Consider the following 13,446-nt stretch of genomic DNA (forward strand, 5'->3'; position numbering starts at 1 on the left):
TTCGGGTTACTCCAGGTCCTCGTTCGGGGTGCTGGTGCCAGTGTCCCCGTTCTGGTCGTTGTCATCCCCGGTGCGTTCGTACGTCGCGCCATTGTGCCTGTCCGGCGTCGTCTCCGACGCACCGGCCCGGTCGATTCCGGCGTCGTCGGCCGCGGCGCCGGCGATGGTCTCCTCGCGGTCGGCGGTGAGCCAGCGCCGCATGACGTCGAGCAGATGGTCCAGGTCGACCGGTTTGGTCACGTAGTCCGTGGCCCCCGCCGCGAGGCTGCGCTCGCGGTCCCCCTGCATCGCCTTGGCGGTGAGCGAGATGATCGGCAGGTCCGCGAACTGCGGCATCTCCCGGATCCGCTGGGTGGTCTGGTTGCCGTCCAGCTCGGGCATCATCACGTCCATCAGGACGAGCGAGATGTCCTCGTTGGCCTCCAGCATGGAGATCCCGGTGTGACCGTTGTCAGCGTAGAGGACCTCCAGGCCCTGCGCCTCCAGAGCGCTGGTGAGCGCGAAGACGTTGCGCACGTCGTCGTCGACGATGAGCACGCGCTGGCCGCTCAGGACCGCCTGCCGCTCGGGGTCGGTGCGCGCCTCGCTCTCTGCGGCCTCCTCGGGCTCCCCGTCCCCGGCCGCCCCCGCGGAGGCCTCGGGCACCTTGAGCACCGGGACCGTGGGCAGCGGCTCGTTGGTGATGTCGGTGAGGGCCGCCACGGCGGCGTCGAAGTCCTCGTCCGGCATGGAGAAGTCGTCGTCGAGCGAGGAGCCGTCGGTGTCCGCGCCGCGCCCGGAGTCGAGCATCGGCACCGAGTCCACCCCGCTCAGGGAGCCGGCGTCCTCGGCGCGCTCCCCGGCGTCCTCGGGCAGGCGCACCGGTAGCAGCAGCGTGAAGGTGGAACCCTGGTTGGCCACGCTCTGCACCCGGATCTCGCCGCCCAGCAGGCGGGCGAAGTTGCGGCTGATGGACAGGCCGAGGCCGGTCCCGCCGAAGCGCCGGGAGGTGCCGCCGTCGCCCTGGTGGAAGGCCTCGAAGATGACCTGGAGCTTGTCCTCGGCGATCCCGATGCCGGTGTCGGCGACGGTGAAGGCGATGACCTCCTCGTTCTCCACGAACATATCCAGGTCGGTGTCCTCCAGCGCCCACGCGGGCTCGATGATCAGCCGGACCTCGCCCTGCGGGGTGAACTTGACCGCGTTGGAGAGCAGGTTGCGCAGGATCTGCTGGAGCCGCTGCTCGTCGGTCCACAGCGTGCCGGGGATGTCCGGTGACACGTCCACCGCGAAGGCCAGCCCCTGCTCACCGGTGACCGGGCGGAAGGTGGCCTCGACGTAGTCGACCAGCTGGGCGATGGACACCTCGCTGGGCTGGACCTCGGCGCGGCCGGCCTCCACCTTGGACAGGTCGAGGATCTCGTCGATGAGCAGCAGCAGGTCGCTGCCCGCCTTGTGGATGGTCTGGGCGAACTCCACCTGCTTCGGGGACAGGTTCTGCTCGGCGTTGTCGGCGAGCAGGCGGGCCAGGATCAGCAGGCTGTTGAGCGGCGTGCGCAGCTCGTGCGACATGTTCGCCAGGAACTCCGACTTGTACTTGGAGGAGACCTGGAGCTGGTGGGCGCGCTCCTCCAGGGCGTTCCTGGAGCGCTGGATCTGCTGGTTCTGGAGCTCGATCGCCCTGTTCTGGTTGGCGAGCTGGGTGGCCTTCTGGCGGAGCTCGGCGTTCTTGCCGCGCAACTCCTCCTGCTGGCGCTGGAGCTCGTTGGACCGCTCCCTGAGCTGGCTGGTGAGCTGCTGGGACTGTTCGAGCAGGTCCTCGGTGCGGTTGTTGGCCAGGATGGTGTTGATCGTGGTGCCGAGCAGGGCCACCAGCTGGCGCAGGAAGTTCTTGTGGATCTCGCGGAAGTCGTCGTAGGAGGCGAACTCGATGGCGCCCAGCGAGCGCTCCTCGGAGACGATCGGCAGGATGTACAGGTTGCGCGGCGAGGCCTCGCCCAGGCCCGACTCGACCTTGACGTAGCCCGGCGGGATGTTGCCGACCTGCTGCTCCACCTGCTGGGCCAGGGCCTCGCCGACCAGGCCGACGCCCTTGCGGACGCGCCGCCGCTCCTCGCCGGGGTCGAACCCGAAGCCCGCGTAGAAGAGGAAGTTCTCCTGGTCGTCCTGGTCCTCGGGCAGGTAGCAGGCACCGTGCTGGGCGCCTATGAGCGGCGTCACCTCGGTCATGATGAGGCGGGCCAGCTCCTTGAGGTCGCGGTGGCCCTGGATGTGGCCGGAGATACGGGCCACGTTGGACTTGAGCCAGTCGGCGTCGCGCTGGGTGGCGGTGGTCTCGCGCAGGTTGGACACCATCAGGTTGATGTTGTCCTTGAGCTGTTCCATCTCGCCGCGTGCGTCGACCTGGATGTTGCGGGTCAGGTCGCCCTTGGCGACGGCGTTGGCGACCTCGGCGATCGCCCGCACCTGTGTGGTGAGGTTGCCCGCCAGGCCGTTCACGCTGTCGGTGAGCTGCTTCCACGTGCCCGAGACGCCCTCGACCTTGGCCTGTCCGCCCAGCTGGCCCTGGCTGCCCACCTCGTGGGCCACACGGGTCACCTCCGTGGCGAACGCCGAGAGCTGGTCCACCATCGTGTTGACCGTCGTCTTGAGCTCCAGGATCTCCCCCTGGGCGTTGACGTCGATCTTCTTGGTGAGGTCGCCCGCGGCGACGGCGGTCGTGACCTCGGAGATGTTGCGCACCTGGGTGGTGAGGTTGTGCGACATCGAGTTGACGTTCTCGGTGAGGTCGTTCCAGATGCCGGAGACGCCCTTGACGTCGGCGCGGCCGCCCAGCTTGCCCTCCGTACCGACCTCGCGCGCCACACGCGTGACCTCGTCGGCGAAGGCGGACAGCTGGTCCACCATGACGTTGATGGTGTCCTTCAGCTCCAGGATCTCGCCCTTGGCGTTGACCGTGACCTTCTTGGTCAGGTCGCCCGCGGCCACCGCGCGCGTGACCATGGAGATCTGCCGCACCTGGTAGGTCAGGTTGTTGGCCATGGAGTTGACGTTGTCGGTCAGGTCCTTCCAGACCCCGGACACGTCGCGCACGTGGGCCTGTCCGGCCAGCTTGCCCTCGGTGCCCACCTCGCGGGCCACACGGGTCACCTCGCCCGCGAAGGAGTCCAGCTGGTCCACCATCTTGTTGATGGTGTCCTTCAGGTCGAGCATCTCGCCCTGGGCGTCCACGGTGATCTTCTTGGTGAGGTCACCTGTGGCGACCGCCGTCGTCACCTGGGAGATGTTGCGGACCTGGTAGGTGAGGCTGTTGGCCATGGAGTTGACGTTGTCGGTCAGGTCCTTCCAGATGCCCGACACGCCCTTGACGTTGGCGCGGCCGCCCAGCTTGCCCTCCGTACCGACCTCGCGCGCCACGCGCGTGACCTCGTCGGCGAAGGAGTCGAGCTGGTCGACCATGGTGTTCACGGTGTTCTTCAGGGCGAGCATCTCGCCCTGCACGTCGACCTGGACCTTCTGCGTCAGGTCGCCCCGGGCCACGGCGGTCGTCACCTGGGAGATGTCGCGCACCTGGTTGGTGAGGTTGTCCGCCATGGAGTTGACGTTCTCGGTGAGGTCCTTCCAGATGCCCCGCACGCCGCGCACGTTGGCGCGGCCGCCGAGCTTGCCCTCGGTACCCACCTCGCGGGCCACACGGGTGACCTCGTCGGCGAAGGTGGACAGCTGGTCCACCATCGTGTTGACGGTGTCCTTCAGGTCGAGCATCTCGCCCTGCACGTCCACCGTGATCTTGCGGCTCAGGTCGCCCCGGGCCACGGCCGTGGTCACCTCGGAGATGTCGCGCATCTGGTCGGTGAGGCGGGAGGACATCTGGTTGACCGACTCGGTGACCTCGCGCCAGGCGCCGGAGACGCCCACGACCTGCGCGGTGCCGCCGAGCTTGCCCTCGGTGCCCACCTCGCGGGCCACACGGGTGACCTCCTCGGTGAAGCCGCTCATCTGGTCGGCCATCCGGTTGACGGTGGTGGCCAGGCGCAGCAGGTCGCCCTTGAGCTCCCCGCGGCGGCCGTCGGTGGAGGCGCGGCGGCTGAGCTGCCCCTCGGCGACCGAGTCCAGGACGCGGGCGACGTCGGTCACGGGCTCGGCGACCTCGTCGAGAAGGACGTTGAGCGCCTGGGCGCTCTCACCCCAGGCGCCGCGGGAGGGGTTGACGTTGACGCGCTCGTTGAGCCTTCCCTCGTTGCGTACGACGTCACCGACGCGCTGGAGCTCGTCGCTGAGCTGCTCGCTGTGGTCGACCACCTCGTTGAAGACGGAGGCGATCTCCCTCATGGTGCCGCCGCCGCGCTTGCGGAGGCGGACGCTGAAGTCGCCGTCGCGCATGCGGTACAGGGCACGCAGAATCTCGTCGAGCTGGTCGTCGGCCGCCAGTTCCTTGACCGCCTCGGGCATCGAACCCCCTCCTCAGCCTGATCTGCCACCTCGACCTTCCCGTCCGGGCACCCGTCCGGGCGGTCCGGCCGCCGCGGGGGCGGCGGGCCGGGCCCATGGACGCGGGCACAGGACAGGGGGCACGCGGCGGCACCGCGTACCCTGGTGACACCCCGTCACGCTACCCGCGCGAAGTACCACCCGAAAGAAGCGGATGTGTCGGTGACTTACACTAACCGGCTGAGCCGACCTGCACAGGTGGGTTCCCGATCTTGACCCTCCCCGCCGGCCCCGACCGGAGCCGCCCGGGCAGCGCGCTCCGGCGCCGCCCTCCCGTCCGTCCGGATCCTCGAACGACGCTTCGGGCAGCACCCGCCCGCCACGGCACGCGTATCGTGGCACTGACCACCACCCCCCGCGCACGCACCCAGTGACGAAGGACACCGACGGCTTGCCAGCACAAGACGCGTTGAAGGTCGCCCGACGAGAGTTCCCTCCCGCCCCGGAGACCGCGGCGGCGGCCCGCGAGTTCGTTCACGACACCCTTCTGTCGTGGGGCGTGCCCGGCCCCTCCGACGATGTGATCCTGCTGGTCAGCGAGCTGGTGACCAACGCCGTCATCCATGCGAGGTCGACCCTGGACGTGACCGTGCGCCGGGGCGAGGGGTCGACGGAGGTGATGGTGACCGACTCCGCGCCCGAGCGGGCCGTGCCGCAGGCGGGGCCGCTCTCGGTGGAGGCCTCGGCGTCCCGGGACAACGGGCGCGGCGGAGGCCTGGGACTGGCCCTGGCGTCGGCGATCGCGTCCAGCTGGGGCGTGAGCTACGGGCCGGGCGACAAGGCCGTGTGGTTCCGGATCGAGGACACCACCGAGGAGCACCCGTCGCTGGAGTCGCCCCCGGTGCGCAAGGGCCCCTCCCGTCCCACGCGCCCCGCGCCGTGGTCGGCGCTGGACGCCGCCCTGGGCTCGCGGCTGAGGCTGCCGCAGCTGCTGGAGCGCACCGTGGAGTACGCGACCACGGTGCTGGGCGGGGACGCGGCCTACATCACCCTGGCCACGTCCGACGAGACCATGTGGGAGGTGCGCTCCGCGGTCGGGCTGACCTCGGGCGGCTCCCCGTGGCGGTCGCTGCGGGTGCGCACCGAGGAGATCTTCCCGTCCGCGGCGCCGGAGCCGAACGCGGTGATCAACGACGACCTGATGATCGCCCGCACCGGCCGGGGACGGCTGCTGCGCGCGGGGATGCGCTCGCTGGTGACGGCGCCGCTGATCGTGGACGGGCGGGTCACCGGCCTGCTGGGCGTGGCCTCCAAGCGGGCCCGGCACTTCGGTCCGGCGGCGGCCAGGCGGCTCCAGGAGGGGGCGGACCTGATCGCGCTCCCGGTGGAGCGCGCACGCCTGGCGGAGGTGGAGCTGAGCAGGCGCGCGTCGCTGAGCTTCCTGGCCGAGGCCAGCGACCTGCTGGCGGGCACCCTGGACGAGCGGATGACGGGCGCCCTGGCGGCGCAGCTGATCACCTCGCGGCTGGGGCGGTGGTGCGCCATCGAGACCATCAGCGAGATGGGTGTGTCCCGGCTGATGCACGTGGTGCACAGCGACGAGAACTACAACGACATCCTGCGGGCGCTGCTGACGGGGCTGCCTCCGCACGAGCAGCGGGAGCCGCAGCCGCTGTGGTCCCCGGCCGAGCTGGCCAAGGAGGGGCTGGACGAGCAGCTGATCCGGGAGCTGGCGAGCGGACCGGCGATCAGCATCCCGCTGGTGGCGCACGGGCGCGCGCTGGGCCGGATGACGATCGGCAAGAACGAGTCGGACGACTTCACCCGCGACGAGGTCGACGTCGCCGACGACCTGAGCCGCCGGGTGGCCTCGGCGATGGAGAACGCGCGGCTGCACGAGAAGCAGGCCGCGATGAGCGACGCCCTGCAGCGCAGCCTCCTCCCCGCGAAGGAGAAGGAGCCGGTGATCCCGAGCGTGGACCACGCGGTGTTCTACCGTCCGGCGGACGAGCGGAACGTGGTCGGCGGGGACTTCTACGACGTGTTCGCGGCGAGCGGGCGCTGGTGCTTCGCCATCGGCGACGTGTGCGGGACGGGTCCGGAGGCGGCGGCCGTGACCGGCCTGGCACGGCACACGCTGCGTGCGCTGGCCAAGGAGGGGTTCACGCCGTCGCACATCATGCAGCGGCTGAACATGGCGATCCTGGACGAGAACACCTCCACCCGGTTCCTGACGATGCTGTACGGGGAGATGACCCCGGCCACGGACGGCGGGGGCGGCATGCGGCTGCGGATGGTCTCCGCCGGGCACCCGCTGCCGATGCGGCTGAACCAGAAGGGCGAGGTGTCCTCGTTCGGAGCGTCGCAGCCGCTGCTGGGCGCGTTCGAGGACGTGGGCTTCACGACCGAGAACGTGGACATCCGCCCGGGCGAGGTGATGCTGGCGGTGACCGACGGCGTGACCGAGCGGCGCAACAACAACGACATGCTCGGCGACGAGGGACTGATGGAGATCTTCTCCGGCTGCGCCGGGCTGACCGCCCAGGCGGTGATCAGCCGTATCGACCGTGAACTGGAGGAGTACGCCCCGGGCGGGCGCAGCGACGACACCGCGATGCTGGTGCTGCGCTTCCTCTAGCGGGCCGGCCGTGGGCGTCGCGGGTGTGGAGCAGGAGGCTCCACGCTCGTTGGTCTTGTACTTGCAGCGAGTTCGGGCGCCCGAACTCGCTCCAGGTACAGGACCACGCCGGACGGGACCGGCCCGGCGAGCCTTCGCGGTCACCGCACCAGGCAGCGTTCTTCGGAGGCTCCGCCCCGTGTCCGGGTCACAGCCAGCCCATGTCCTGGGCCGTGCGGATGGCGGACATGCGGTTGTCGGCGCCGGTCTTGCCGATGGCGTTGGAGAGGTAGTTGCGCACGGTGCCCTCGGTCAGGTGGAGGGCGGCCGCGATCCGGGCGACGGTGGCACCGTCGGAGGCGGCGCGCAGCACCTCGGCCTCACGGTCGGTGAGGGGGCTCTCGCCGCCGACCATGGCCGCGGCGGCGAGGTCGGTGTCGATGTAGCGGCCGCCCTCGTGGACGCGGCGGACGGCGCCGGCGAGCTGGTCGACGGGGGCGTCCTTGGCCAGGAAGCCGCGCGCGCCCGCGGAGAGGGCGCGTCGCAGGTAGCCGGGACGGCCGAAGCTGGTGAGGATGACGACGCCGCACTCGGGGGCGCTCCTCCCGAGCTGGGCGGCGACCTCCAGGCCGGTGGCGCCGGGCATCTCGATGTCCAGGACGGCGACGGCGGCGCCGTGCCGCAGGACGGCGTCGACCACCTCGTCGCCACGCCCGACCTCGGCGACGATCTCCAGGTCCTCCTCCAGTCCGAGGAGGGCGGCGATGGCTCCTCTGACCAGGTGTTCGTCATCAGCCAGGACAATCTTGATCAAGGTCGGCTCTTCTCCGGTGTCTCACTTGGGATGCAGCACGGTATCGTTTCGGACATTGCAGTGCATACAGTGCTTCCGGAGACCCGCGCCGGGGGAACGGACCGACGGCGCCCGGGCCGGGCCAACACTGTGCCAAAAGGACTCGAAACCCTGGTATATCGGGCTCTCACCCTGTTCTAACCCATGCCCCGCATGATGGATCCCGTCATTGAACATCGTCCCGCCAGTCGGAGGATGCGTTGAACGCCAACGAACCGAGTGCAGGTACCGAGCCCGGTGCGGCGGCCGGGAGCCAGCAGCCCTCCGGACCCGCCGACCAGCCGGTGGCCTCCAACCCGCATGAGGAGTACTCCTCCACCGGTGACGGGGCCCGGATCCGCAGCGAGGAGCCCGTGGAGGCCGGCTCCCGGCGGCCCGACGTCGACCCCGGGGCCCCGGGGTCCGGGGAGCAGCCGGCCTTCCGGCAGCCCGGCCCGCAGCAGTCCGGGGAGCAGCCGGGGCTCCGGCCCCAGGCGGAACCCTTCCAGGGGACCGGCCCCGGCTTCTCGCCGCCCGAGCACCCGCCGCGGTGGGCCACCGGGCCCAACGACCCGGAGCGGGCCTCCTACACCTTCCCGCCGCACGGGTCCGGCGGCCGGTACGACCAGTTCACGGCCCAGCACGGCGGCCACACGCCCCCGGGACAGAACGTCCCCCACGGGCCGGGCGCCCCCGGTGAGCACCACCAGGGGCAGCACCCCTACGGTGGCGGCGGCTCGTTCGGAACGGGCGGGTACGGCGGCCACGGCGGGTACGGCGGCCAGCCCCCGTTCGGCGGTCCGCCGCACGGCGAGGCGTCGGGGCCCGGGAGGAAGCGCGGCCTCGGCGGCATCATCACCATCGCCGCGATCACCGCGCTGATCACGAGCCTGATCGTGGGTCCCGCGGCGGCCCTGGGCACCGCCTTCCTGTTCCCCAACGGCCTGAGCGGGCCGGTCAGCTCGCTCAGCGGGGAGCCGGAGGGCACGCAGACCCAGGGCGCCGTCGGCGAGGTGGCCGACACGATCCTGCCGAGCGTGGTGTCCATCCAGACGCCCAGCGGCGGCGGCAGCGGTGTGGTCATCTCCTCCGACGGCCAGATCCTGACCAACGCGCACGTGGCGGAGGCCTCCCAGGGCGGCCCGATGGAGGTGCTGTTCAACGACGGGACCTCCGCGCGCGCCGAGATCCTGGGTTCGGACCCGGTCTCCGACATCGCGGTGCTCAAGGCGGAGGGGCGCAACGACCTCCAGCCGGCCGAGCTCGGCGACTCCGACAAGGTCGGGGTGGGCGCCGAGGTGGTCGCGATCGGCTCCCCGCTGGGCCTGACGGGCACGGTGACCACGGGCGTGGTCAGTGCGCTGAACCGGCCGGTGAACACCGGCGCGACCGAGAGCGCCAACGGGCAGACCTCCACGGTGATCAACGCGATCCAGACGGACGCGGCGATCAACCCCGGCAACTCGGGCGGCCCGCTGGTGAACATGAACGGCGAGGTGATCGGCATCAACACCGCGATCGCCGGCATCTCGCAGGACAGCGGCTCTGTGGGCCTGGGCTTCGCCATACCGATCAACCAGGTGCGCCCGATCGCGGAGCAGCTCATCGAGGACGGCAGCGCGAGCTACCCGGCCATCGAGGCGACCATCACCAACTCGCGTGTGGGCGGCGCCGAGATCGTGGACGTGACCAGCGGCGGCGCGGCCGCCGAGGCCGGTATCCAGACCGGTGACGTGGTGGTGTCCGTGGACGGCGAGGAGGTGTCCACACCGGACGAGCTGATCGCCCAGATCCGGGTCCGCCAGCCCGGCGAGGAGGTGACGCTCGGGGTGCTGCCCGGCGGCAGCGGCCCCGAGGAGGAGGTCACGGTGACGCTCGGGGAGCAGAGCTCCGACTCGGCCCAGACCGAGACCGGCAACGAGGGGGACTGAGCGGCGCGGCAGCCCGTCGCCACCTCTGGGGCGGCCCCGGACCCCCGGGTTCGGAGCCGCCCCTTCCCGTGCCCCGCGACGCCCGGGGCACCCGCCCCTTCCCGTGCCCCGGCACCAGGCGCCGCGGGGACGTCCGGGGCTCCGGCCGGGCCTCATGCCGTACCCGTCGGCTGCTCCCCATCAGGCGGTGTGGACAGGGGCAGCTGGAAGCCGATGACGGCGCCGCCGCCCTCGCGGTTGCGGGCGAACACCCTGCCGCCGTGGGCGTGCGCGATCTCCCTGACCATGGACAGCCCGAGCCCGGAGCCGGGCAGGCCGCGGGCGACGGTGGCGCGGTAGAAGCGCTCGAAGACGCGGTCGAGCTCGGCCGGGTCGATGCCGGGCCCCCGGTCCATGACCTCCACGGCCCCGCCGCGCACCCGGATCTCGATGGGCGCGGTGCCCTCGGGGTCGAACTTGGCGGAGTTCTCGACCGGGTTGGCGACGGCCCGCTCCAGGGACCCGGGGCGGCCCCACACGACGCTGTCGTCGGCGTCCACGACGATGTCCCGGCCGGTACGGCGGCGGGTGCGCTTGGCGACCCGCTCCGCGACCTGGGCCAGGGAGACGGAGCTCATCGGCTCGTCCTCGTGGTCCCCGGTGGCCAGGCCGACCAGCTCGTTGACGAGGGCGGTCAGCTCACGGGTCTCGCCGCGCAGGTCCTCGATGAGGCTGTCGCGCGCCTCCGGGCTGAGCCGGTCCACGCTGCCGAGCACCTGGACGTTGGTGTACAGGCTGGTCAGCGGGGTGCGGAGTTCGTGTGCCGCGTCCTGGACGAGGCGGCGCTGGTCGTCCTTGGAGCGGGCCAGGCGGGCGAGCATGGCGTTGAACGCGCTGCTGAGGCGGCCCACCTCGTCCCGTCCGGCCTCCTCCAGACCCTCCCGGCCCTCGCCTCCGCGTCCGGGGCCGACGGGATCGAGCCGGCCGGTGGAGCTGACGTACTCGGCCGCGTCGGTGAGACGCACCAGGCGGCCGGTGGTGCGGTGGCCCACCAGCCAGCCCACGGCGGCCGCGCACAGGGCGACGAACAGGCCCACCCACAGGATCTGGGTGGCGAGCCGGTCCAGCATCAGCTCGGTGGGCGAGAGCGCCTGCAGGAGCTGGAGGGCCCCGCTCCCGTCGCCGATCGAGACCGTGGCCAGCCGGTACTGCTGCCCGTTGATGCTCTGCTCGCGCATCTCGACGACCCCGGGCCTGTCCTCCGCCGCGACCTCCAGGTCCCGGTCCGAGGGGTTGAAGAGGATGACCTCGGACGGGTTGGTGACGGTGACCGTCCTGCTGCCGTCGGGGCCGAGGAACTGCAGTTGGAGGTTGTCGCCGGACAGGAACGGCCCCGGCCCGGAGGCGTCTCCCTGGTCGTGGAGGCTGACGAGCTGGTCGGACAGTTCGGCGACGGTGCCCTCGAACTCGTCCTCGACGTCGGCGCGGATGAGTCCGGCGGCGGTGGTGTAGGCGAGGGCGCCGACCAGGGTGATGACGGCGGTGGCGACCAGCGCGAAGATCACCGCGAAACGGGTGCCCAGCCGCCAGTCGCGCGGACGCACCAGCACGCCCCGCCACCACGGGCCGGTGCCGGGACCGGACCGGTCGGCGGGGCCGGAGGAGTCGTCGTGGCCGGCGGGACCGGTGTGGACGGGCTGATCGGCGTGGCCGTTCGGACCGTTCGGGCCGGGGTACACGCTCACCCCTGCGGGCGGAGCGTGTAGCCGACCCCGCGCACGGTCTGGATGAGCGGCGGTCCCCCGTCCTCCAGCTTCCGGCGCAGGTAGCTGATGTAGACGGCGAGGTTCTTGGACTCGGGACCGAAGTCGTAGCCCCAGATGCGGTCGTAGATGGTGGAGTGGTCCAGCACGATCCCGGCGTTGCGGACCAGGAGTTCGAGGAGGTCGAACTCGGTCTTGGACAGCTCGATCTCGCGCTCTCCGCGCCAGACCCGGCGGGCGCGCGGGTCCAGGCTCAGCTCGCCGACCCGCAGCGGCCCCTCGTCGCCGGCCTCCTCGGAGGCGGGTGCCGCGCGGCGCAGCAGGGCGCGCAGCCTGGCGAGGAGCTCGTCGAGCTCGAAGGGCTTGGCCAGGTAGTCGTCGGCCCCGGCGTCGAGCCCGGCCACCCGGTCGGGCGTCTCCACGCGCGCGGTGAGCATGAGGATGGGCGTGCGGTCGTGCTCGGCGCGCAGCACCCGGGCCACGCCGAGCCCGTCCACGCCCGGCATCATCACGTCGAGGACGAGCAGGTCGACGGGTTCGGCGTGTACGGCGGCCAGCGCCTGGACCCCGTCCGGCGCCGTCCGTACCTCGTAGCCCTCCAACTGGAGCGCGCGTTGCAGTGAGTCCCTGATCGCGCGGTCGTCGTCGGCGACCAGGACCGTGGCGGTGGCTTCCATGGCGACCATGGTCCCGTATCAGGGTGAGAAAGCGGTAAGAGGCCGTGGGGTGCGGCGCCGGGTCCGCGCCGGTCAGGCGCCGGGATCGAACTCGCGGGTGCGCCTGAGCCCGGCCGCGCGGCCCTTGCCCGCGACCACGAGCGCCATCTTGCGGGAGGCCTCGTCGAGCATCTCCCCGCCGAGCATGACGGCGCCGCGCCGGTCCACGGTGGTGGCGTGCGCGTAGGCGTCCAGGATCAGCTCCGCGTGGTCGTAGTCCTCCTGGGTCGGCGCGAACACCTCGTTGGCGGCCTCCACCTGGAGCGGGTGCAGGACCCACTTGCCGTCGAAGCCGAGGGCGGCGGTGCGCGCGGCCGACCGGCGGAAGGCGTCCACGTCGCGGATCTGGAGGTAGGGGCCGTCGATGGCCTGCAGGCCGCTGGCGCGGGCGGCCGTGAGGATGCGCATGAGCACGTAGTGGTAGGCGTCGCCGGTGTCGTAGCCGGGCGGCTGCTCGCCGACGACCAGGCTCTTCATGTTGAGGGAGGCCATGAAGTCGGCGGGCCCGTAGACGAGGCTCTCCAGGCGGGGCGAGGCGGCGGCGATCTCGTCGACGGCGACCAGGCCGCGGGCGTCCTCGATCTGCGCCTCGATACCGATCCGGCCGACCCGCAGCCCGGCGGCGCGCTCGATCTGGGTGAGGAGGGTGTCGAGCCACTGCACGTCGCGGGCCCCGGTGACCTTGGGCAGGACCAGGGCGTCGAGCTCGGCCCCGGCGCCCTCGACGACGGTGATGACGTCACGGTAGGCCCACTCCGTGGTGACGTCGTTGACCCGGACCGTGCGGACCCGGTCTCCCCAGCCTCCGTCGTTGAGGGCCCGGACCACGGTCTCGCGGGCGGCCTCCTTCTCCAGGGGTGCGACCGCGTCCTCCAGGTCGAGGAAGAAGGCGTCCACGTCCAGCCCCCGCGCCTTGTCCACGAACCGGGGGTTGGACCCCGGCACCGCGAGTACCGATCGCCGCGACCTGAGTTCGCCCATCTCCGTTGTCCCCCGCTCCGCTCGACCACGTGTGTGGTTGTGCCTGGATGACTGTGGTTGTGCCGCCGCGGCCGCCACCATGCGGTCCGCACGCCGCCGCGCGGTCCGCACGCGGCCGCCGGGCCACCGCCGCGCGGACCATCATCGCACCGTGCGGTGCATAAAGTGGGACTCGGGTCCACCGGTGGGGCCCGAGGAACACCAGGAGGTACACCAG

At 71.6% G+C, this 13,446-nt stretch carries 7 protein-coding genes; 2 read left to right on the forward strand and 5 right to left on the reverse strand.

Annotation, left to right across the window (positions count from 1 at the left end):
* Positions 1–6 precede the first annotated feature (6 nt).
* Positions 7–4,431 (reverse strand): HAMP domain-containing protein, encoded by a 4,425-nt coding sequence (locus tag A6A08_RS00170; protein WP_073700452.1) that lies wholly within the window; start codon positions 4,429–4,431, stop codon positions 7–9.
* Between the two features lie 448 nt (positions 4,432–4,879).
* On the opposite strand from A6A08_RS00170, the gene A6A08_RS00175 reads away from it, so the two are divergent.
* Positions 4,880–7,048, forward strand: coding sequence for a SpoIIE family protein phosphatase (locus tag A6A08_RS00175; RefSeq protein WP_073700453.1), 2,169 nt, complete (start codon positions 4,880–4,882; stop codon positions 7,046–7,048).
* A gap of 187 nt (positions 7,049–7,235) precedes the next feature.
* Here A6A08_RS00175 and A6A08_RS00180 read toward each other — a convergent pair whose 3' ends face one another.
* On the reverse strand, positions 7,236–7,841 hold the full coding sequence (locus A6A08_RS00180) for a response regulator transcription factor (RefSeq protein WP_073700454.1): 606 nt from the start codon (positions 7,839–7,841) through the stop codon (positions 7,236–7,238).
* A gap of 239 nt (positions 7,842–8,080) precedes the next feature.
* Between A6A08_RS00180 and A6A08_RS00185 the strand changes: the two genes are divergently transcribed.
* Positions 8,081–9,790 (forward strand): S1C family serine protease, encoded by a 1,710-nt coding sequence (locus tag A6A08_RS00185; protein WP_073700455.1) that lies wholly within the window; start codon positions 8,081–8,083, stop codon positions 9,788–9,790.
* Positions 9,791–9,942: 152 nt separating this feature from the next.
* On the opposite strand, the gene A6A08_RS00190 is transcribed toward A6A08_RS00185, so the two are convergent.
* From A6A08_RS00190 to A6A08_RS00200, 3 genes are all read right to left on the reverse strand, one after another.
* Complete coding sequence (locus A6A08_RS00190) at positions 9,943–11,379, reverse strand: HAMP domain-containing sensor histidine kinase (protein WP_073701021.1); 1,437 nt, start codon at positions 11,377–11,379, stop codon at positions 9,943–9,945.
* Between the two features lie 131 nt (positions 11,380–11,510).
* The gene (locus A6A08_RS00195; RefSeq protein WP_073701022.1) at positions 11,511–12,209 is read right to left on the reverse strand and encodes a response regulator transcription factor; all 699 of its coding nucleotides are present in this window, start codon (positions 12,207–12,209) and stop codon (positions 11,511–11,513) included.
* A gap of 72 nt (positions 12,210–12,281) precedes the next feature.
* The gene (locus tag A6A08_RS00200) at positions 12,282–13,229 is read right to left on the reverse strand and encodes a CoA ester lyase (RefSeq protein WP_073700456.1); all 948 of its coding nucleotides are present in this window, start codon (positions 13,227–13,229) and stop codon (positions 12,282–12,284) included.
* Positions 13,230–13,446 lie beyond the last annotated feature (217 nt).

It is taken from the genome of Nocardiopsis sp. TSRI0078, assembly GCF_001905145.1.
Classification (GTDB): domain Bacteria; phylum Actinomycetota; class Actinomycetes; order Streptosporangiales; family Streptosporangiaceae; genus Nocardiopsis.